Annotated in this window: 18 protein-coding genes and 2 pseudogenes; 13 read left to right on the top strand and 7 right to left on the bottom strand. The window is 67.8% G+C overall.

The features are described 5' to 3' along the window. Positions 1–2 precede the first annotated feature (2 nt). Genes ACIUM1_RS13220 through ACIUM1_RS13190 form a run of 7 tightly spaced genes read left to right on the top strand, consistent with a single transcriptional unit; the run spans position 3 to position 6,367 of the window. Positions 3–1,100 (top strand): virulence factor Mce family protein, encoded by a 1,098-nt coding sequence (locus ACIUM1_RS13220; protein ID WP_406817668.1) that lies wholly within the window; start codon positions 3–5, stop codon positions 1,098–1,100. Continuing rightward, positions 1,094–2,644 carry an MCE family protein gene (locus ACIUM1_RS13215; RefSeq protein ID WP_406813143.1) on the top strand — a complete coding sequence of 517 codons (1,551 nt, stop codon included), beginning with the start codon at positions 1,094–1,096 and terminating at the stop codon, positions 2,642–2,644. Before ACIUM1_RS13220 ends, ACIUM1_RS13215 begins: the two co-directional genes overlap by 7 nt. Then, positions 2,614–3,369, top strand: coding sequence for an Mce protein (locus tag ACIUM1_RS13210; RefSeq protein ID WP_406813142.1), 756 nt, complete (start codon positions 2,614–2,616; stop codon positions 3,367–3,369). The genes ACIUM1_RS13215 and ACIUM1_RS13210 overlap by 31 nt, the downstream gene beginning before the upstream one ends. Beyond that, positions 3,366–4,337, top strand: a complete 972-nt coding sequence (locus tag ACIUM1_RS13205; protein WP_406813141.1) for an RDD family protein — start codon at positions 3,366–3,368, stop codon at positions 4,335–4,337. Before ACIUM1_RS13210 ends, ACIUM1_RS13205 begins: the two co-directional genes overlap by 4 nt. Beyond that, positions 4,334–4,894 (top strand): mammalian cell entry protein, encoded by a 561-nt coding sequence (locus ACIUM1_RS13200; protein WP_406813140.1) that lies wholly within the window; start codon positions 4,334–4,336, stop codon positions 4,892–4,894. The genes ACIUM1_RS13205 and ACIUM1_RS13200 overlap by 4 nt, the downstream gene beginning before the upstream one ends. Continuing rightward, complete coding sequence (locus ACIUM1_RS13195) at positions 4,861–5,628, top strand: mammalian cell entry protein (RefSeq protein ID WP_406813139.1); 768 nt, start codon at positions 4,861–4,863, stop codon at positions 5,626–5,628. Before ACIUM1_RS13200 ends, ACIUM1_RS13195 begins: the two co-directional genes overlap by 34 nt. A 37-nt stretch (positions 5,629–5,665) precedes the next feature. Continuing rightward, positions 5,666–6,367, top strand: a complete 702-nt coding sequence (locus tag ACIUM1_RS13190; RefSeq protein WP_406813138.1) for a YoaK family protein — start codon at positions 5,666–5,668, stop codon at positions 6,365–6,367. Here the strand turns inward: ACIUM1_RS13190 and ACIUM1_RS13185 are convergent. The 4 genes from ACIUM1_RS13185 to ACIUM1_RS13170 form a co-directional block, all read right to left on the bottom strand. Then, positions 6,360–7,466: a phosphodiester glycosidase family protein gene (locus ACIUM1_RS13185; protein WP_406817667.1), complete on the bottom strand. Its 1,107-nt coding sequence runs from the start codon at positions 7,464–7,466 to the stop codon at positions 6,360–6,362. The two genes, ACIUM1_RS13190 and ACIUM1_RS13185, sit on opposite strands and share 8 nt — an antisense overlap. An 80-nt stretch (positions 7,467–7,546) precedes the next feature. Continuing rightward, complete coding sequence (locus tag ACIUM1_RS13180) at positions 7,547–8,977, bottom strand: YhgE/Pip domain-containing protein (protein WP_406813137.1); 1,431 nt, start codon at positions 8,975–8,977, stop codon at positions 7,547–7,549. A 56-nt stretch (positions 8,978–9,033) separates the two neighbouring features. Next, positions 9,034–9,759 carry a pirin family protein gene (locus ACIUM1_RS13175; protein ID WP_406813136.1) on the bottom strand — a complete coding sequence of 242 codons (726 nt, stop codon included), beginning with the start codon at positions 9,757–9,759 and terminating at the stop codon, positions 9,034–9,036. Between the two features lie 25 nt (positions 9,760–9,784). Further along, on the bottom strand, positions 9,785–10,609 hold the full coding sequence (locus ACIUM1_RS13170) for a MarR family transcriptional regulator (RefSeq protein WP_406817666.1): 825 nt from the start codon (positions 10,607–10,609) through the stop codon (positions 9,785–9,787). A gap of 128 nt (positions 10,610–10,737) precedes the next feature. Between ACIUM1_RS13170 and ACIUM1_RS13165 the strand changes: the two genes are divergently transcribed. Next, positions 10,738–11,871: a dihydrodipicolinate reductase gene (locus ACIUM1_RS13165; RefSeq protein WP_406813135.1), complete on the top strand. Its 1,134-nt coding sequence runs from the start codon at positions 10,738–10,740 to the stop codon at positions 11,869–11,871. Positions 11,872–12,056: 185 nt separating this feature from the next. Here the strand turns inward: ACIUM1_RS13165 and ACIUM1_RS13160 are convergent, their stop codons facing one another. Together ACIUM1_RS13160 and ACIUM1_RS13155 are read right to left on the bottom strand one after the other, a co-directional pair. Continuing rightward, entirely contained in the window at positions 12,057–13,466 is a 1,410-nt protein-coding gene (locus ACIUM1_RS13160) for an alpha/beta hydrolase domain-containing protein (RefSeq protein WP_406813134.1), read from the bottom strand. A gap of 12 nt (positions 13,467–13,478) precedes the next feature. Then, a pseudogene (locus ACIUM1_RS13155) lies at positions 13,479–14,613 on the bottom strand (sigma-70 family RNA polymerase sigma factor). Here ACIUM1_RS13155 and ACIUM1_RS13150 point away from each other — a divergent pair. The 5 genes and pseudogenes from ACIUM1_RS13150 to ACIUM1_RS13130 all read left to right on the top strand — a co-directional run bounded on the left by ACIUM1_RS13150 (position 14,606) and on the right by ACIUM1_RS13130 (position 18,892). Beyond that, positions 14,606–15,400, top strand: coding sequence for an alpha/beta hydrolase (locus ACIUM1_RS13150; RefSeq protein WP_406817665.1), 795 nt, complete (start codon positions 14,606–14,608; stop codon positions 15,398–15,400). The pseudogene ACIUM1_RS13155 and the gene ACIUM1_RS13150 sit on opposite strands and share 8 nt — an antisense overlap. A 43-nt stretch (positions 15,401–15,443) precedes the next feature. Beyond that, positions 15,444–15,521 (top strand): annotated as a pseudogene (locus ACIUM1_RS13145) (hypothetical protein); the annotation flags it as partial. Next, positions 15,514–16,263, top strand: coding sequence for a DUF2786 domain-containing protein (locus tag ACIUM1_RS13140; protein ID WP_406813133.1), 750 nt, complete (start codon positions 15,514–15,516; stop codon positions 16,261–16,263). The pseudogene ACIUM1_RS13145 and the gene ACIUM1_RS13140, both read left to right, overlap by 8 nt. Positions 16,264–16,331: 68 nt before the next feature. Beyond that, positions 16,332–16,772, top strand: a complete 441-nt coding sequence (locus ACIUM1_RS13135) for a TIGR04338 family metallohydrolase (RefSeq protein ID WP_406817664.1) — start codon at positions 16,332–16,334, stop codon at positions 16,770–16,772. A 44-nt stretch (positions 16,773–16,816) separates the two neighbouring features. Further along, positions 16,817–18,892 (top strand): beta-glucosidase, encoded by a 2,076-nt coding sequence (locus ACIUM1_RS13130; protein ID WP_406817663.1) that lies wholly within the window; start codon positions 16,817–16,819, stop codon positions 18,890–18,892. A 40-nt stretch (positions 18,893–18,932) separates the two neighbouring features. On the opposite strand, the gene mymT is transcribed toward ACIUM1_RS13130, so the two are convergent. Then, on the bottom strand, positions 18,933–19,079 hold the full coding sequence (gene mymT / locus ACIUM1_RS13125) for a metallothionein MymT (RefSeq protein WP_406813132.1): 147 nt from the start codon (positions 19,077–19,079) through the stop codon (positions 18,933–18,935). Between the last annotated feature and the right edge of the window lie 130 nt (positions 19,080–19,209).

Genomic DNA, 19,209 nt, shown 5'->3' with positions numbered 1-19,209 from the left:
CGATGGTGCTGAGCTCGTGTGGCTGGAAGGGCATCTCCAACGTCCCGATCCCCGGCGGTCCGGGCAGCGGCTCGGGGGCCATGACCATCTACGTGCAGGTGCCGGACACCCTGGCGATCAACGGCAACAGCAAGGTGATGGTCGCAGACGTCTTCGTCGGCTCGATCAAGGCGATCCAGTTGAAGAACTGGATCGCCACCCTGACGCTGGGCTTGGACAAGAAGGTCAAGCTGCCCAAGAACGCCACCGCCAAGATCGGCCAGACCTCGCTGCTGGGTTCGCAGCACGTCGAGCTCGCCGCGCCCCCGAACCCGTCGCCCGAGCTGCTCAAGAACGGCGACACCATTCCGCTGAAGAACTCGACCTCGTATCCCACCACCGAGCAGACGCTGGCCAGCCTGTCGCTCATCCTGCGCGGCGGCGGCATCCCCAACCTGGAGGTGCTGCAGAACGAGATCTACAACATCTTCAATGGACGCGGCGAGGCGATCCGGGCCCTGCTCGGCAAGCTGGACACCTTCACCAACCAGCTCAACGCGCAGCGCGACGACATCACCCACGCGATCGACTCGACCAACCGGCTGCTGACCTACGTGGGTGGCCGGGCCGACGTCCTCGACCGGGTGCTCACCGACATCCCGCCGCTGATCAAGCATTTCGCCGATACCAGAAACCTGCTGATCAACGCCGTCGACTCGGTGGGACGGCTCAGCCAGGCCGCCGACCAATACCTGTCGGAGGCGCGCGGCCCGCTGCACACCGACCTGCAGGCGCTGCAATGCCCGCTCAAGGAACTCGGCAAGGCCTCGCCGTACCTGATCGGCGCGCTGAAGCTGATCCTTACCCAGCCGTTCGACATCGACACGGTCCCGAAGATCTTCCGCGGCGACTACATCAACATCTCGCTGACGCTCGACCTGACCTACAGCGCCGTCGACAACGCGTTCCTGACCGGGACCGGATTGTCGGGAGCCCTGCGGGCCCTCGAGCAGTCGTTCGGGCGCGATCCGGAGACGATGATTCCGGACGTGCGCTACACGCCGAACCCGAATGACGCACCGGGTGGACCGCTGGTGGAAAGGGGGGACAGGAATTGCTGACTCCCTTCATCCGACGCCAGCTGATCGCCTTCGGGGTCCTGACCGTCATCTCGCTGCTCGTGCTCGGTATCTACTACCTGCAGATCCCGAGCCTGGTGGGCATCGGCCGCTACACGCTGAAGGCCGACCTGCCGGCCTCCGGCGGGCTGTATCCCACGGCCAACGTGACCTACCGTGGCATCACCATCGGCAAGGTCACCGACGTCGAGCCGACCGAGCACGGCGCGCTGGCGACGATGAGCATCGACAGCCACTACAAGATCCCTGCCGATGCGACGGCCAACGTGCACTCGGTCTCGGCCGTCGGTGAGCAGTACCTCGACTTGGAGTCGGCCGGTAACCCCGGCAAGTACCTGGCGGACGAGCAGACCATCACCAAGGGCACCGTGCCCGCCGAGATCGGGCCCGCCCTGGACACCGCGAACCGCGGCCTGGCGGTGCTGCCCAAGGAGAAGATCGGCCAGTTGCTCGACGAGACGGCACAGTCCGTCGGCGGGCTGGGCCCCAACCTGCAGCGGTTGGTCGACGCCACGCAGGCGATCGTCGGCGACTTCAAGAACCAGATGAGCGACGTCAACGACATCATCCAGAACTCCGGCCCGGTGCTGGACAGCCAGGTCAAATCCGGTGACAACATCGAGCGCTGGGCGCGCAACCTGAACAGGCTGGGCGCCCAATCCGCGCAGGAAGACCAACACCTGAAAAGCATCTTGCGCCAGGCGGCCCCGACGGCCGACCAGGTGAACTCGGTCTTCAACGACGTCCGGGATTCGCTGCCGCAGACGCTGGCCAACCTCGAGGTCGTGTTCGACCTGCTCAAGCGGTACCACACCGGCGTCGAGCAGGTCCTGGTCTTCCTCCCGCAGGGTGCGTCGATCGCGCAGACGGTGGCCGCGCCGTTCCCCAACATGGCCGCGCTCGACCTGGCGCTGTCGATCAACCAGCCGCCGCCGTGCCTGACCGGATTCATTCCGGCCCCGGAGTGGCGGTCCCCGGCCGACACCAGCATCCAGCCGCTGCCCGAGGGCACCTACTGCAAGATCCCGATGGATACCCCGGCCAACAGCGTGCGCGGATCGCGCAACATCCCGTGTACGGACATCCCGGGCAAACGGGCCGCGACGCCGCGGGAATGCCGCGACCCCAAACCGTATGTGCCCGCGGGTACCAACCCCTGGTACGGCGACCCCAACCAGACCCTGACCTGCCCCGCACCCGCGGCGCGCTGTGACCAGCCGGTCAAGCCGGGCCTGGTGATACCCGCGCCGTCGGTGGACAACGGGCTGAACCCGGCCCCCTCGGACCGGGTGGCGGGCACACCCCCGCCCACCAGCGATCCGTTGTCCCGGCCGGGGTCGGGTACCGTGCAGTGCAATGGCCAGCAGCCCAACCCCTGTGTCTACAAACCCAGCGGGCCTCCCTCGGCGATCTACAGTCCCCAAAGCGGTGAACTGGTAGGGCCAGACGGAGTTAAATACTCCGTCGAGAACTCGACCAGAACAGGAGACGATGGATGGAAGGAGATGCTGGCACCAGCCGGCTGAACCCCATCGACACGGACGATCCGTTGACCACCCAGGACACGAACGAGGATTCGACGGCACCCGAGAACGGAGCCGAACAGGCCGGCCCGCAGGCCGCCGCCGAGGATCCAGTGGAATCCACCGACGGTGCTTCCGACGTCGACGTCGACGCCGACCGGTCCGAGCCCGACGGCGCCGCCGAGCATGACGCGGAATCCCTCGAGCCCGCCGCCATCGTCCCGCGCGGCCCGTCCCGGGTGGGCCGCGGCTGGCTGGCAGCCATCGCCGCGGTACTGGCACTGTGTGCCGCCGGCGTCGGGGCGGGCGGTTACCTCGCGTTGCACTACCACCAGCAAAGCCAACGGATCGCCCGCAACGACGCGGCGGCGCTGAAGGCGGCGGTGGAATGCGTCTCGGCGACGCAGGCGCCGGACACCAATGCGATGACCGCCAGCGAGCAGAAGATCATCGACTGCGGTACGGACGCCTTCCGCTCGCAGGCGCTGCTGTACACCAGCATGCTCGTGCAGGCGTATCAGGCCGCGAACATTCACGTCCAGGTGTCCGATGTGCGGGCGGCCGTCGAGCGCAACAACCCGGACGGATCGATCGACATCCTCGTCGCGCTGCGCGTCAAGGTGGCCAGTGACCAGAACCAGAGCGAGGCCGGTTACCGGTTGCGGGTGAAAATGGCCTTCGCCGAGGGGCAGTACAAGATTTCCAAGCTCGACCAGGTGACGAAGTGACGGTGGTGGTCGAACAGACTGCGCCCACGGCAATCCAAGACTCATCACGGGAAGCCTTGGCGGCCTGGCCTTCTCGCGTCGGCGCATTCGCCGTCGACGTGCTGCCGGGCATCGCCGTCATCATCACGATGGCGTTGGTGTTGCTCACCGTGCCGGCCCGCGGCGGGTGGTGGTGGCTGGCCATCTGCATCCTCGGCAGCGTCACCCTGCTGGTGCTGGTCAACCGGTTGCTGCTGCCGGTGATCACCGGCTGGACCCTGGGCCGCGCGCTGGTGGGGATCGAGGTGACGCGGCGCACCGGTGACGCTCCGGGACCGTGGACCCTGCTGCTCCGCGACGCCGCCCACCTGCTCGATACCGCGACGATCGTGGGATGGCTTTGGCCGCTGTGGGATTCACGCCGCCGCACCTTCGCCGACATGGTGGCGCGCACCGAGGTGCGCCGCCGGGTGCCGGACACGGCGCCGCCGCACATCCGGCGCTGGACCGCGGCCGCGGTGTCGAGCGCGGTGGCGCTCTGCCTGGCCGGGGCCGCGATCAGCTTCTTCGTGGTGTATTCCACGGACCGGGCGACCGATCGAACACGCGCGCAGCTCGCGACCCAGGGACCCAAGATCGTCGCCCAGATGCTGACGTACGACCCGAAGTCGCTGCACGACGACTTCGCCCGGGCGTTGTCGCTGGCGACCGACAAGTACCGACCGCAGCTGGCGGCGCAGCAGGACTTGGTGCAGAAGGGGCACCCGGTCATCAACGAGTACTGGGTCACCAACAGCTCGATCGAAGCGGCGGGCCCTGACCGGGCGACGATGCTGCTGTTCATGCAGGGCCGGCGCGGCACCGGGCCCGAGCAGCGCTACATCAGCGCGACCGTGCGGGTGAACTTCGCCAAGGGCAGCGGAAACGCCTGGCGCGTCGACGATCTCAATGTGCTGACCAAACCGAAGCAGCCCGGGGGCGGAAAATGAGCCCGCGCCGCAGGTTCGCGGCCGGCGAGCGACCCCTGCTCGTCGCACGCCCGGTCGAGGTGGAAACGCAGCGGCCGTGGCTGGTTCCGTTGGCCAGCACGCTGGCGGCACTGCTGATGGTGACGGCGATCACGGCCTGCGCGCTGATGCTCGTCTCGCACGAGTCCCGGGCGCGGACGGCGTCGAAGGACCGCGAGGTGCTCACCTATGTCACCGGTTTCATGACACAGTTCGTCTCCATCGATCCTTTTCATGCCAACGACTACGTGAACCGTATTCTGGCGCAGGCGACCGGCGACTTCGCCAAGCAGTACCAGAAGAACGCCAACGAGATTCTGCTCCAGGTCGCCCGGGCCGAACCGGCCACCGGCAGCGTACTGGACGCCGGCCTGGAGCGATGGAACGACGACGGCAGCGCCAATGTCATGGTGGCCACGGCGATCACCACCAAGTCGCCGGATGAAAAACAGGTGCTGGAGAACGCCAACCGCTGGGCGGCAACCGCGACGCAGGAAGGGAACAAGTGGAAGATCAGCAGCCTGCAGCAGGTGACGTGACCGACGAGGAGAACCCGGCCGCCCCCGTGAACGAGGCGAGTGGACCGGTAGCCGGCGACGCCCCGGCGCGCGACGGCGAAAAGCCGGACCCGGCAACAGAATCCGAAGGCGCCGACGGGGACGCGGCCGAGACCGAGAGCGCCGGCGCCGAGGCAACGGCCGAGGACGCCGAGCGGGTCACGGACCCGCCGCCGGCCGACGGTGCGGGGAAGAAGCGGCGCACCGGAAAGGCCTGGGGCGTCGCCGCCATGATTGCCGCCTTGCTGTTCGTCGGATCCGCCGCTTTCGCCGGCGCGATGCTGCAGCCGTATCTGGCCGATCGTGCCACCGCCGCAACGAAACTGAACGTCGCGCGGACCGCCGCCAACGCGATCACCACGCTGTGGACGTACACGCCGGAAAACATGGACACGCTCGCCGATCGCGCATCCCGCTATCTCAGCGGCGACTTCGAAGCGCAGTACCGTAAGTTCGTCGACGCGATCGTGGCCCCCAACAAGCAGGCCAAGATCACCAACAGCACCGAGGTCACCGGCGCGGCGGTCGAAACGCTCGACGACCCCAACGCGGTGGTCATCGTCTACACCAACACCACCTCGACCAGTCCGCTGACCAAGAACGTTCCGTCACTGAAGTACCTGTCGTACCGGCTGTTTTTGAAGCGTTCCAACAGTCGTTGGCTGGTGACCCGGATGACGACGATCACGTCGCTGGATCTGACGCCGAAAGTTTAGCGGCGACGACCGGCGGCACCGAAATATACTGCAGCCCATGGCCGTCACGTCGCCGGTATCCGAACGATGGACGGTAGCGGCGTTGCTGTTGTTGACCTTCGCCACCGGATTGGCCGACTCGATCAGTATCCTGGCGCTCGGTCATGTGTTCGTCGCCAACATGACCGGCAACGTGATCTTCCTCGGATTCTGGCTGGCTCCGAGCACCACCATCGACCTGACCGCCGTCGCGGTGGCCCTGCCGACCTTCGTCTGCACCACGATCGTCAGCGGCCGATTGGCACGGCACTTCGGCGAGCGCACCCGACCGTGGATCAGCACGGTGCTGATGACCGAGATCGTCCTGCTGGTGGCGCTGTCGGTCCTGGCGGGCGCGGGAGTGCTGCGCTATCAAGGGAATCCCAAACTGGTCATGATCGGCATCCTCGCGGTGACGTTCGGCTTACAACATTCCAGTGCGCGCCAGTTCGGCATTCGGGAGCTTTCCACCACCGTGCTGACGTCGACGATCGTCAGCCTCGGACTGGACAGCCGCCTGGCCGGCGGCACCGGGGAACGTCACCGGCTGCGCATCGGCGTGGTCGCCACCATGTGCGCCGGCGCCTTCTTCGGTGCGACGATGTCGAGATACGTGATCGCCCCGGTGTTCGCGGTCACCGCTGCGGTGATAGCGACGAGCCTGCTGATCTTTCGGCTTGGTCCTGCGGCACCGAAAACGCCTGCGGCCGTTGTTAGTTGAACGCCAGCCAGCTGGGCAGCGCCCGCTCGTGCGAATCGCAGAGCACCTGGCGGGTGTCACACGATCCGCGCGGTGATCCCGCGCCGGCCCACATGCCCCCGGTGTCGCGGCGCAGCACGATCGCCGACGAGCCGCCGCCATCCAGCAGCACGGCGTTGTCGCTGCCCAGCCCGCGGAACAGGTCCTGCATGTTGTCCGGGGTGTAATTGCCGCCCTCGAAGATGTACATCTCGTCCTTTTGCCTGGCGTAGGCCAGGGCCGTCCGGGCCGCGCTGGGCCCACCGTCGTGCAGCTGTCCGGTGTTGCCGGGCGCCAACAACCCGATGCCCGACACCGCGACGAACTTCTCGTTCTTGTTGAGCAGGTCGGCGACCACCGGAGTGGCGGCGTCATAGTCGCTCTTCGTCTTGGGCCACACCACATATGGGGCGCCGCCGGACGGCAGGATCATGGTCGACAGGGCGCTCCAGCTTTCGCCGCCGCCGGACAGGCCCTGCTTGCCGGGGTAGGCCACGGTGCCGGTGACCGCCTGGTTGGCGCGGCCCTGGCCCTGGGTGTTGTCGACGAAGGCACCCAGCGGCGAGCTGCAACCGGTCTGGCGCCAGGAGCCGCCCTTTTGGCCGCGGACGTCGAAGAAGTTGGCGTTGATCGCGATGGTCGGCTGACCCATCCGCTGCCAGGCCTGCAGCGGTGCGTACAGCTCCGAGGCCTGCCAGAGGCCCTCGGCGGTGCGCGCCCCCGGGTTGTTCTCGCAACGCGCCTGATCGCCCTGATGCGTGTCGACGAGCAGATGCGGAGACAGGCGTCCCGCCGCGTTCTTGATGATCATCAGGTGCCCGCCGTTGTTCATCTCGTACCAGCTGCCGCCGGCGTTGAGCATCGGTGCGGGATGGCCGGGGCCGAAGTTGTAGACCAGGTAGGAACCACGGGTGCTGCCGATGGCGTTGGCCAGCAGGTCACGACCGTCGGCCGCCCGCGCGAGGGGCTGCCCCGCGGTGACGGCCAGCGCGAAACAGGCGACCACGGCGGCGCAGCACGCAGCCAGCCGGCGGAAGCTGGCGCGTCGGGTCAGCACGATAGCCTTTCCGCCCGGGATCAATGCAACAACAACATCATCAGTCCCAAATGTCACACTGTCAACAAAGATCACGGTGCGGTGACGGGCCGGATACGCGCGAATTACGCTTGCTCGCTTGAGCTTTCGGGTTCGGGTTCGGCGGCGGCGGGCTCGGCCGGCTCGGGCGGCTCGGTGGCGGCGGGCTCGCCCGGCTCGGTGCGCTTGCCGCGCCGGGCCTGGTGCTGGACCTGGTGCTCCTGGGCGATGGCCAGTTCGACGGCACCCGGAATGCGGTGAAAGCCCTTGCGGTCGTAGAGATGCGTGACAATCCCACCGACCAGCAAACCGATGACCAGGCCGATCGTCGACATGATCAGCGCCTGTGTCAGGCCGGCATCGCCACGGCCGCCGAAGTACAGCAGCGACCGCGTGCCGAGGAAGACCTGGTGCATCGGTTCGAATTCGGCCAGCCAGCGGAAGAACGACGGCGTGGCCTCCAGCGGCACCGTCGCGCCGGCCGACGGCAGGCCGAGGATCACAAAGATCAGCATGCTGACCAGCAATCCGGCCGTGCCCAACACCGAGAGCAGCGAACCGGACGTGATGCCCACGGCGGCGATCGCGAAGACGCCGAACGCCCATAGCTGCCAGCTGTGATCGATGGGCATGCCGAGCCCGTCGGCGATCGCCAGGTATACCGCCGAGGTGATCAGCCCCAGCAGAACCATCATGGCCCACTTCACCAGCAACGTCTGGAATCTGGAGATCCGGACCTGCTCGGCGAATCGATACACCGGGCCGAATTCGGCCGGCACGTAACCGAGCAGCGCGTCCACCAGCGTGCTGACCACGATGCTTCCGGTGAAGCCGGCGAGCAGCAGCAAGAGTGCGTAATAGAACGCCGACAGGCCGTTACCGGTGCCGTTCGGCAGCGGGTTGTAGACGTTCGACTGGATATCGATGGGGGCGCTCAGACCCACCTGGGCCGCCTCGGGTAGCGGTGCACCACCGGTCTGCGCGACCACCTCTGCGGTAACCCGTTGTCCGGCTACGCCATTGGCCATCCCCATCGCGGAATTGAGGGTCTGGCCGGCGATGCTCGCGCCGAGGGTGCCGGCCCTCGGATTGGTGGAAACCGTGATCGACGGCCGGTCCGGGCGGGCGGGCAGCAACGCACTGGTCGCGAAGTCCCGCAACTTCGACGAGAAGCTCGGTGGGATCAGCACCTGGCCGTACACCCGCGCGGTGTCCAGTTGGCGCTTGGCCTCGCTACGGGAGAGCACGCGGACGTCGAACTTGTTCTTGTCCAACCCATTGACCAGCCGGTCGGCGATCTGTGCGCCCCCCGGGCCGGCGTCCTCGTTCACCACCGCGATGGGGAAATGACGCAGGTTGGTCGTCGGGTTCAAAATGCCGCCGAGATAGAGCGCGCACAGCGTCGACATCAGCGCCACGGTGATGACCAGGGGTGCCGCCCAAAAACGCACGGTGCGGATCGCCTTGATGTTGCGGTCGGGGTTGGGCGCCGCGTGCTGTGGCTGCGAGTGAGGCATGCCGACTCCTGTCTGTCGTGCCCACTCTATGGGCTGCGGCGCGAGCCCCTCTATCGTCAGTCACCCAGCTTCGCGTGCATCTCCCAGACCAGCAGTTCCGACGGCTCGCTCGCCGACACCCGCCGGCCGCCGGCATCGGTGCATCGCAGCGCGTCGCCCTCGTACACAGCGCCGATCCCCTCCACGTTGACCGCGCCCCGGGCTACGAAAAGGTGCAGGTAGGGGGCCTCTGGAAGGCTCACCGCCGTTCCGGCCGCCAAGCGGGTGCCGTGCAGCGCGGCGTTGCGATTGTGCAGCGTGATCGCGGCGTCATGGGCGGATCTCCCTGAGGCGATCGTCACGAGATCGTCCGCCAACAGCTTCTCGTCGATCTCATGCTGTTGGTAGCTCGGTTGGACACCGGGCTCATCGGGGACCACCCACATCTGCACAAAATGTACCGGCTCCGTGTGCGAGTCGTTCCGCTCGGAGTGCAGGATTCCGCTGCCGGCCGACATCCGTTGTGCCAGGCCGGGATAGATCACCCCGTAATTGCCGGCGGAGTCCTGATGCGACAGTTCGCCACGCAGCACCCAGGTGACGATCTCCATGTCCCGGTGCGGGTGGGTATCGAATCCCTTTCCCGGCGAGACGATGTCGTCGTTGTTCACCAACAGCAGCCCGAAATGAGTGTTGTCCGGGTCGTAGTGGTCGCCGAAGGAGAACGAGTGCCGGGAGGTCAGCCAGGGGGTGCTGGTAACGGCCCGGCCTGCCGCACGCCGGATCTCGGTGGTGGCCGACATCGTGCCAGCCTAATCTCTTCCCGGATCAGGTCACCGCCGCGGTGAGCAGCCCCTGAGCGTGCCGCAGCGCGGTGTCGAGCTCCGGCAAGGTCAGCCCGCTGGAGTGACCCAGGTGGATCTCGATCTGGTACTCCGGCTGGCCGTCAAGGCCGAATATCGGTAGCACCACGAATTCTGTTGTCGCCAAATCTCTCTCGAGCGTGTCGGTGACCGACCGCAGGGTAACCATCGTCATCAGGGTGGTGAGCTGGCGGGTGACCTGGGCCGTCGGCTCCAGCGAGGCCAGCACGTCGGCGAGCCGAGTGTGCAGCGACCGGTGCGTGTCGTCGAACCGCCATGCGCCGTAGCCGCGGGCCCGGATATCGGCCAGTACCCGCTGGTGGTCGGCGATTTCGGTGCGGGTGAGCCGGGGCATCACGCGGTGTAGCCAGCCTTGCACGAAGTCGTCGTCCCGCCAGGCCATGGCGACCAGGCCGAACGGCGGATCGATGGGGAAGCGCTGGCCCACCGCGTGTTCGCCGTCGGTGCCGTGGCCGACCGCGTCGACGGTGGTCAAATGCTTGGCGCCGATTCTCGACATCGAACAGCCCGCCCCGAGCGCGTCGTGCAGGAAGCGCAGCGCGTCCCGCCCCCGATCCAGCAGCGGAAACTGCTCGCGCAGCCCGTGGACCAACCCGAACAAGCCGCTGCCCAGCACGTAGCGGCGATCACCGCGACGCGCCACCCAGGCGCGCCGTTCCAGCTCGGCCAGTACCAGGGCACAGGTCGAGGTGCTGATCGCGCAGGTCTTCGCCAGTTCGGCCGAGGTCAGACCGCCCGACGAATTCGCCAGGGCGGCAAGGACATCCATCACGCGGGCGGTGGGAGGGGATTTGGCGCCCGGTCCGGCGCGGGTCTTTGCCATTGACGTATCCACCGTCACCTCCCTACGATCCGTCCAAAATGCAAGCGTATACGTCCTAATATTAGGAGACCGTCGTGATCAAGGTGGGAGTTTGGGGGCCGGGCTCGATGGGCGTGATCGCCCTGCGTGGGGTGATCGACCACCCGGGGCTGGAACTGGTGGACGTCGTGGTGCACAGCGACCGGAAAGCCGGCCGCGATGCCGGGGAGTTGTGCGGCATTGCGCCGGTCGGCGTGGTGGCCACCCAGGACCCGTCGGCCCTGCTGGCCGGCGATGCCGACGTGGTGGTCTACGCGGCCGGCGCCAACCTGCGGCCGCTTGATGCTACGGCCGACATGGTCTCGATCCTGCGGTCCGGCAAGAACGTGGTGTCCTGCTCGGTCGTGCCGCTGGTGTTTCCCGACGGGCTCGACGTCGCCTTCACCGGCCCGCTGCGACAGGCCGCGCTCGACGGCGGTGTGTCGTTCTTCACCACCGGCATCGACTCCGGGTTCGCCAATGACGTGCTGCCACTGGTGCTCACCGGCGTCTCGCGGGCGATCGAGTCGGTGCGGGTGACCGAGATGTTCAACTACGCGACCTATCCGGACAAGTCCGCTGTCTACGAGATCCTCGGATTCGGCCAGCAGCCCGACTACCCGGCCTTCGCGGCCCAACCGGGCATCTTCACCTTCGGCTGGGGTCCGGTGCTGCACCAGCTGGCCGCCGGCCTGGGCGTCAAGATCGACAACATTGAGGAGAGCAACGAGCGGATTCCCGCCACCGAGTCCTTCGACACCCCGACCGGTCACATCGCGGCCGGAACCATCGCCGCGATGCGCTCCACCCTCACCGGTTATGTCGACGGTAAGCCGACTTTCGTGATCGACCACGTGACGCGGATGCGCGACGACATCGCCCCCGACTGGCCGCAGCCGCACATCTCGATCCCGCCGAAGGACCTGGGCTACGGGTTGGCCTCCGGACAGGGCCTCTACCGCGTGGAGATCGAGGGCTCCCCGAGCATGCGGTGCGAATTCGAGATGGCCGAAGACCACGACCACGACCTGGGTGCGCGCATCGCGGGCGCCTCACGCATGGTGAATGCCATCCCGGCGGTGTGCGCGGCCCCGCCCGGTCTGCTGTCGGCACTGGACCTGCCGATGGTCACCGGGGCCGGATTGGTCCGCCCGGTGCAGGGGCCGCCGCCCGACAGCCGGCTGTTCTAGCTGGGCGATCGGGTCTAGCTCGGCGACGGTGAGCGCCGGAACGGCGGGAGTGAGGAGCCGGGGTATCGGGCCTAGCTCGGCGACGGTGAGCGCCGGAACGGCGCGAGTGAGGAGCTGGGCGATCGGGTCTAGCTCGGCGACGGTGAGCGCCGGAACGGCGCGAGTGAGGAGCTGGGCGATCGGGTCTAAGCCCGCTTGCCGGGATACGTTGCGGCGGCGAGCTGCAAAATTTCGGCGCGGTCGGCAGGCAGGATGAACCCGGAGCCGATCGCCTCGTCGAGGGCCGCGGTGAAGCTCTGCAGGTATTGGCTGCTGCCGCCCGGGTAGAGACGCTGAATTGTATTGGCGTCGAACGGCTCTCCGGAGCCGAAGATCGACGACATGATGCTCTCGTTGCCACCAAGCCCTGACGTCCTGGCGACCGGTACGTCGACCCATGGGGTGCGGATGCCACCCTGGGCGAGTCCGTTGCCGTCCGGAACGGGTTGCGGCGCAGCGCTTTCGGACACCTCGAGCGGGTCAGCGCCCGGCGCGGGTTCGCCGGTGGCGACCCAGGTGTCCAGCGCCGCGAGCGCCGCCTGCACCACGTAGTGGTGCTGCGGGCCGAAGTTGATGTGGTGCGCCAGTTGCTGGCCCATCAACACGTTTGTCGGCTTATAGCCGGCCACGATGGCCTCCAGCGGTGCCGAACCGTTGTCGATGAACGCCACCTGGATCGTGTAGTTGTCGGCGTGGGCGGCGCCGGCGATCTCCCACACCCGCAGCCGTTCGTTGTCCGGTTGCCTGGCGAAGTAGTAGCCCTCGCGGGGTCCGCCGAAGACGTCGGTCTCGGTGACCACCGCGAGCAATGGCACGCGCAAATCCGGGCGGAACGTCACCGCCTGCGTCACGCGGGATTCGTCGAAAATCGAGCTGCCGTCCAGCGGAGCGGCCGGACCGAACCGGGAATGCACCAGGAATCCGTCGTAGACGGGGGCCACCGGGTCGACGGCGTTGATGTAGGTGGTGAGGAACATCGCGGACTGGGATTCGCCCACTGCGATGACGCGTTGCGCGGGCAGGTTGCGCAGGATGGCGCCGTGTTCGGCACCTTTGATGAGCGTGCCGATCTGGGAGAAGATGTCGTAGGGGAACTCGTCACCCGGATGGTGCAGGGCCGCATACCGTTGCGGGTCTTGGCTTTTCAGTGACATGTCCGCGCCCAACAAGCTTTCGCCGCCCTCGACGCCCACCCGCTGGGCCGAGACCGCCACGTAGGCGTAGCCGGAGCGCAGCATTTCGCGGTGGGCCATCATCCACACGGCGGCGGCGTCGATGCCACCGCTCACGTTGAGCCATTCGACGAGCACCGTCCCGTTGAACCGCGCCGGGTCGGTCGGCGTCAACGCCACGATGCGGTTGCTGTACTCGGCCGAACCCGAAGCGGTTACGTCCCAGCGGCCGTCGGGGCCCAGCTCGCTCACCGGGCGGTAGCGGGAGGCGGTGCCGGCGACGAAGAACTCCTCGACGGCATAGCCCACGTCGGCCAGGTCGAAGGCGCTCAACAGCAGCGCCGGCGTGCCCGGCACGGGTGTCACCTGGGCGGTGTTCGCCATGACAGCAACCTCTCAGGTCTGGCTCGCGGGCAGCGAAGCGGGCAGGCCGAACCTGGCGAACAAGCTGTCGTCGAGGAAGGCTACGACGTGGGATACCTTGCCGCCCTGCACATCCAGCACATGTAGCTGAAAGGGGACGTGGACCTCGCCGGCGCGCATGTACATCGCCGCGGCGAGCTGGCCGTTGGCGATCAACGGCAGCATGCTCATGTCCCCGCTGCCCTCCGCCGGGCACCGCTGATGAATCAGGGTGACGATGTCCCGCGCGCCCCGATACCACCCGGTGTATGGCGGCATCTCCCAGATCGCCTCCGCGGTGAACAGGTCGACCAGTCCATCGACGTCGTAGGTTTCGAACGCGGCGATGTAGCGCGCCAGCAGGTCCTGGGCTTCGGGTGAATCCGGCTGCACCAGCGCGTCTTCGGAGCTGGGACCGGCGGCCTCGAGCTGGGACCGGGCCCGCTGCAGCAGGCTGTTGACGGCGGTGGTGGTGCTGCCGACCGCCTCGGCCACCTCGGCGGAGCGCCAGCCCAGCACGTCGCGCAGCAACAGCACCGCCCGTTGTCGTGGCGGAAGGTATTGCAGCGCAGCGACGAACGCCAGCCGCACCGACTCCCGCGACCCGACGACGACCGACGGGTCGGCCGGATGCTCGGTCAGTTCCGGTAGCGGCTCCAGCCACGGCACCTCGCGTCGCTCCACCAGCTCGGCGGTCGGGTCGGAGCTCCGACCGCCCAGCCCCACGGGCAGCGGCCTGCGCTGGCGCCCCTCAAGCGCGGTCAGGCAGGTGTTGGTGGCGATGCGATGCAGCCAGGTCCGCATCGAGGACTTGCCTTCGAACCGGTCGTACGCCTTCCAGGCCCGTAGCAGGGTCTCTTGCACCAGGTCCTCCGCATCGTGCAGGGATCCGGTCATCCGGTAGCAATGGGCCAGCAGCTCGCGCCGATACGGTTCGGCGTGCGCCGAGAAGTCCGCGCCGGCCGCCGGGTCACCTTCAGAGTTCTGCGCGAGAAGGCTCATCCGGATGAGCCTACGCAGTGTCGGGCGAGGCGGCCCGCATCAACAGCCATTACGCTGCCCCTAATGATGAGGACCTCCGAGTGAACCGCAGCGAACGCAGTTTCGACGGGTTCGGCGGTGTGCGCATCGTCTACGACGTCTGGACACCCGATACCGCACCGCGGGCGGTCCTGGTGCTGTCACACGGTCTCGGCGAGTACGCCCGACGCTACGACCACGTCGCCCAGCGCTTCGGCGAGGCCGGCCTGGTCACCTATGCGCTGGACCATCGGGGGCACGGCCGCTCCGGCGGAAAACGGGTGCTGGTGCGCGACATCCACGAGTACACCTCCGACTTCGACACCCTGGTCGGCATCGCCACCCGCGAACATCACGGCCTCAAGTGCGTCGTGTTGGGGCACAGCATGGGCGGCGGGATCGTGTTCGCCTACGGCGTCGAACGCCCGGACAACTACGACCTGATGGTGCTGTCGGGGCCCGCCGTGGCGGCCCAGGATCAGGTCTCGCCGCTGCTGGCGCTGGCCGCCAAGGTGCTCGGCGCCGTCGTGCCGGGGCTGCCGGCGCAGGAACTTGACGTCGACGCCATCTCCCGGGACCCGGCGGTGGTGGCGGCCTACAAAGAGGACCCGCTGGTGTACCACGGCAAGGTGCCGGCCGGCATCGGCCGCGCGCTGCTGCAGGTCGGCGAGACCATGCCGCAGCGGGCGCCGGCGCTGACGGCGCCGCTGCTGGTGGTACACGGGGAGCGGGACCGGCTGATATCCGTCGATGGCAGCCGTCGCCTCGTCGAGTGTGTGGGGTCCACCGATGTCGAGCTGAAAATCTATCCGGGGCTCTACCACGAGGTTTTCAACGAGCCCGAGCGCGAGCAGGTGCTCGATGACGTGGTCGCCTGGATCACCGCCCGGCTGTGAGGCCGGCATGTCGGCACTCTCCCGTAGTTTGTCGCCTATGACTCGCGCTGGCGACGATGCAGTGGGGGTACCGCCCGCTTGCGGGGGACGAAGCGATGAAGAGGAGCGGCGCTATGACTGACGACAAGATGCTGGCGCGTATCGCCGCCCTGCTGCGTCAGGCCGAGAGCACCGACAACACCCACGAGGCCGACGCGTTCATGTCGGCCGCGCAGCGGCTCGCGACGGCCTCGTCCATCGATCTCGCGGTGGCGCGCTCCCATTCGGCCCAGCGGTCGGCGGCGCAGGCGCCGACGCAGCGCACCATCACCATCGGGGAGGCCGGCACCAAAGGCCTACGCACCTACGTCCAGTTGTTCGTGCTGATCGCGGCCGCCAACGACGTCCGTTGCGATGTGGCATCCAATTCGACCTTCGTGTACGCCTACGGGTTCGTCGAGGACATCGACGCCAGTCACGCCTTGTACGCCAGCCTGGTGGTCCAAATGGTCCGCGCATCCGACGCCTATCTGGCCTCGGGCGCGCATCGTCCCACGCCGACCATCACCGCCCGGCTCAACTTTCAGCTGGCGTTCGGGGCGCGGGTCGGCCAGCGGTTGTCCGAGGCACGCGAGCAGGCCCGGCAGGAAGCCACCAGGGACCGTCGTCGTGCGCCGGGCACCGCTATCGCGTTGCGGGACAAGGAGATCGAGCTGGTGGACTACTACCGCGGCGCATCGAAGGCGCGCGGTACCTGGCAGGCCAGCCGGGCCTCGGCCGGGTATTCCTCGGCGGCGCGGCGCGCCGGCGATCGGGCCGGCAAGCGAGCGCGCCTGGGCAACAGTCCCGAGCTCCCCGGGGCGCGGAGCGCACTGAGCGGGTGACTGCGGGGAACTCGCCACGGCGGGATTCTCAACGCTCCAAGGTCTATGCCGCCGAGGAGTTCATCCGAATGCTGTTCGACCGCACCGCCCAGCACGGTTCGCCGGTGGTGGAGTTCTTCGGCACCCAGCTGACGCTGCCCCCGGAGGGGCGATTCGGTTCGGTGGCCTCCGCGCAGCGCTATGTGGACGACGTGCTGGCGCTCCCCGCGGTGCGGCGGCGCTGGCCCGATGTGCCGCCGCTACGGGTCCGGGGACGGCGCGCCGCCAGCGCGGCGCACTACGAAAACCACGACGGCACAGGCATTATCGCGGTCCCCGACCGCGACACCGCCGACTGGGCGCTGCGCGAGCTGGTGGTACTGCATGAAGTTGCGCATCATTTGTGCCAGGCCGGGCCGCCGCACGGACCCGAGTTCGTCGCGACGATGTGTGAGCTGACGGAGCTGGTGATGGGACCGGAACTGGGGCACGTGCTGCGGGTGGTCTACGCCAAAGAGGGCGCCCGGTGAACCCCGTCGACCCCGACGCGCGGGCGTGCGAGGTCGAAGCCCAGATGACCGACGACGAGCGGTTCGCGCTGCTGGTCTCGGTTATGGGGGCCGGCGACACGTGGCCGGTGCGCGACGAACGCATCCCCGAAAACGCCCCGATGTGCGCGGGATACGTGCCGGGGGTTCCCCGGCTCGGTGTGCCCGCACTGCTGATGAGCGATGCCGGCCTGGGCGTCACCAACCCCGGATTCCGCCCGGGCGACACGGCCACCGCGCTGCCCGCCGGTCTGGCGCTGGCCGCCAGCTTCAATCCGGCGCTGGCCCGGGCCGCGGGAGAGGTGATCGGCCGCGAAGCCCGCAGCCGCGGGTTCAACGTACAGCTCGCCGGCGCGATGAACCTGGTCCGCGACCCGCGCAACGGCCGCAATTTCGAATACCAATCCGAGGACCCGCTGTTGACCGCCACGATGGCCGCCGAGTCGATCGACGGCATCCAGCGCCACGGCGTCATCTCGACGGTCAAGCACTACTCACTGAACTGCAACGAAACCAATCGGCACTTCCTGGACGCCGTCATCGATCCCGATGCGCACCGCGAATCCGATTTGCTGGCTTTCGAATTGGCGATCGAGCGTTCGCAACCCGGCGCCGTGATGGCCGCCTACAACAAGGTCAACGGCGACTACGCCGCGGCGAACGCCGTCTTACTCGACGACGTGCTGAAGGGCGCCTGGGGCTACCGCGGGTGGGTGATGTCGGATTGGGGTGCCACGCCGAGCTGGCAGTGCGCCCTGGCCGGACTCGATCAGGAGTGCGGGGCCCAGATCGACGCGGTGTTGTGGCAGGCCGAGCCCTTCGGTGCCCCGCTGCGCGACGCGTACGCCGAGGGCGGGCTGCCCAAGGAGCGCCTGTCGGACATGGTCCGCCGGATCCTGCGGTCCATGTTCGCCGTCGGTGTCGACGACGCCGGCACCGTACCGCCGCCGGACCTGGCCGCGCACAACGAGATTGCGCTGACCGTCGCGCGGCAGGGAACGGTGTTGCTCACCAATCGAGGGCTGTTGCCGTTGGCGCCCCGGCCGGGCACGCGCATCGCCGTCATCGGCGGATACGCACACGTGGGTGTGCCGGCCGGATACGGTTCCAGCACCGTCGTGCCGCCGGGTGGATACGCGGGTGTGGTTCCGATCGGTGGCACAGGTTTGGAGGCCGGGCTGCGCAATCTCTACCTGCTGCCGTCGAGCCCGGTGGAAGAGTTACGAAAGCTGCTGCCGCAGTCCGAGATCGAGTTCGATCCCGGGATCAGTCGCGCCGAGGCGGTGCGGGCGGCGCGCGGTGCCGACATCGTGATCGTGTTCGCGGTTCGTGCGGAGGGCGAGGGCTTCGACATCGCCGACCTGTCGCTGCCGTGGGGTCAAGACCAGCTGATCACGGCGGTGGCGGACGCCAACCCCAACACCGTGGTGGTGCTGGAAACCGGCAATCCGGTATCGATGCCTTGGCACGGCTCGGTGAATGCCGTTGCGCAAGCATGGTTTCCGGGCCAGGCCGGTGCCCGGGCCATCGCAGAGATCCTCACCGGGAAGGTGAATCCGTCGGGCCGGCTGCCGATCACCTTTCCGGTCGATCTGGCCCAGACGCCGCGTCCGCAGCTGCCCGGCGCCGGTGCACCGTGGGGAACACCGACCACGATCGACTATTTCGAAGGAGCCGACGTCGGCTACCGCTGGTTCGCCGCGCGCGGTCACGAACCGATGTTCGCGTTCGGTCATGGGTTGTCCTACACCAGCTTTGACTACCGCGACCTGGTGATCAGCGGCGATGACACCCTCCGGGCCAGTTTCACCGTCGTCAATGTCGGCGACCGCGCCGGGGCGGATGTGGCCCAGCTGTACCTGACGGCCGCCGCAGGTTACCCGTGCCTACGATTGCTGGGCTTCGCGCGGGTGGAGCTGGCGCCGGGGGGCACCCGCCGGGTGACCGTCGAGGCGGACCCGCGCCTGCTCGCCCGCTACGACGCCGGCGCCAGGAGCTGGCGGATCCGACCGGGCGCCTACACGGCGGCGGTGGGTGCGTCGGCGATCGCGATGCGGCTGCAAGCCACGGTAGAGCTGACCGGTCGTACGTTCGGGCGCTGACTACACGGGCACACGCCCCAACGCACGACCGGGCCGGCGGTTACTTGACGGGAACCAGCTCGTCGCCGCACGTGCAGCGGTACGGCTCACCCGAACCCGAGCAGTGGCAGGGGACCTCGATGCGGACGCGACAGCCGCAGCCTTCGTGGCCGCATGTCAGCTCGGTACCGGCCTCGTAGTTCGCCATTTAACTCACCCTTTTCTCGTTGTGGTGACTCCTGCGGTGCGGGTCGACCGCCCCCTTACTATATACCCCCCATGGGTATACCGTAAATGGCCGTGATCGGTGCGACACCAACCCGGCTGCCGGGCCAACA

This window comes from Mycobacterium sp. M23085 (assembly GCF_045343915.1).
Classification (GTDB): domain Bacteria; phylum Actinomycetota; class Actinomycetes; order Mycobacteriales; family Mycobacteriaceae; genus Mycobacterium.
Note: the sequence above shows the minus strand (reverse complement) of the source record. Positions and strands in the feature narration are given on the sequence as shown.

Bases quoted from the DNA above. Each gene is read 5' to 3' on its own strand.
- ACIUM1_RS13190 (WP_406813138.1), top strand. From the start codon at position 5,666: ATGGCCGTCACGTCGCCGGTATCCGAACGATGGACGGTAGCGGCGTTG.
- ACIUM1_RS13140 (WP_406813133.1), top strand. From the start codon at position 15,514: ATGACTGACGACAAGATGCTGGCGCGTATCGCCGCCCTGCTGCGTCAG.
- ACIUM1_RS13170 (WP_406817666.1), bottom strand. From the start codon at position 10,609: ATGGATGTCCTTGCCGCCCTGGCGAATTCGTCGGGCGGTCTGACCTCG.
- ACIUM1_RS13200 (WP_406813140.1), top strand. From the start codon at position 4,334: ATGAGCCCGCGCCGCAGGTTCGCGGCCGGCGAGCGACCCCTGCTCGTC.
- ACIUM1_RS13220 (WP_406817668.1), top strand. From the start codon at position 3: ATGGTGCTGAGCTCGTGTGGCTGGAAGGGCATCTCCAACGTCCCGATC.
- ACIUM1_RS13210 (WP_406813142.1), top strand. From the start codon at position 2,614: ATGGAAGGAGATGCTGGCACCAGCCGGCTGAACCCCATCGACACGGAC.
- ACIUM1_RS13160 (WP_406813134.1), bottom strand. From the start codon at position 13,466: ATGGCGAACACCGCCCAGGTGACACCCGTGCCGGGCACGCCGGCGCTG.
- ACIUM1_RS13180 (WP_406813137.1), bottom strand. From the start codon at position 8,977: ATGCCTCACTCGCAGCCACAGCACGCGGCGCCCAACCCCGACCGCAAC.
- ACIUM1_RS13175 (WP_406813136.1), bottom strand. From the start codon at position 9,759: ATGTCGGCCACCACCGAGATCCGGCGTGCGGCAGGCCGGGCCGTTACC.
- ACIUM1_RS13135 (WP_406817664.1), top strand. From the start codon at position 16,332: ATGCTGTTCGACCGCACCGCCCAGCACGGTTCGCCGGTGGTGGAGTTC.
- ACIUM1_RS13130 (WP_406817663.1), top strand. From the start codon at position 16,817: ATGACCGACGACGAGCGGTTCGCGCTGCTGGTCTCGGTTATGGGGGCC.
- mymT (WP_406813132.1), bottom strand. From the start codon at position 19,079: ATGGCGAACTACGAGGCCGGTACCGAGCTGACATGCGGCCACGAAGGC.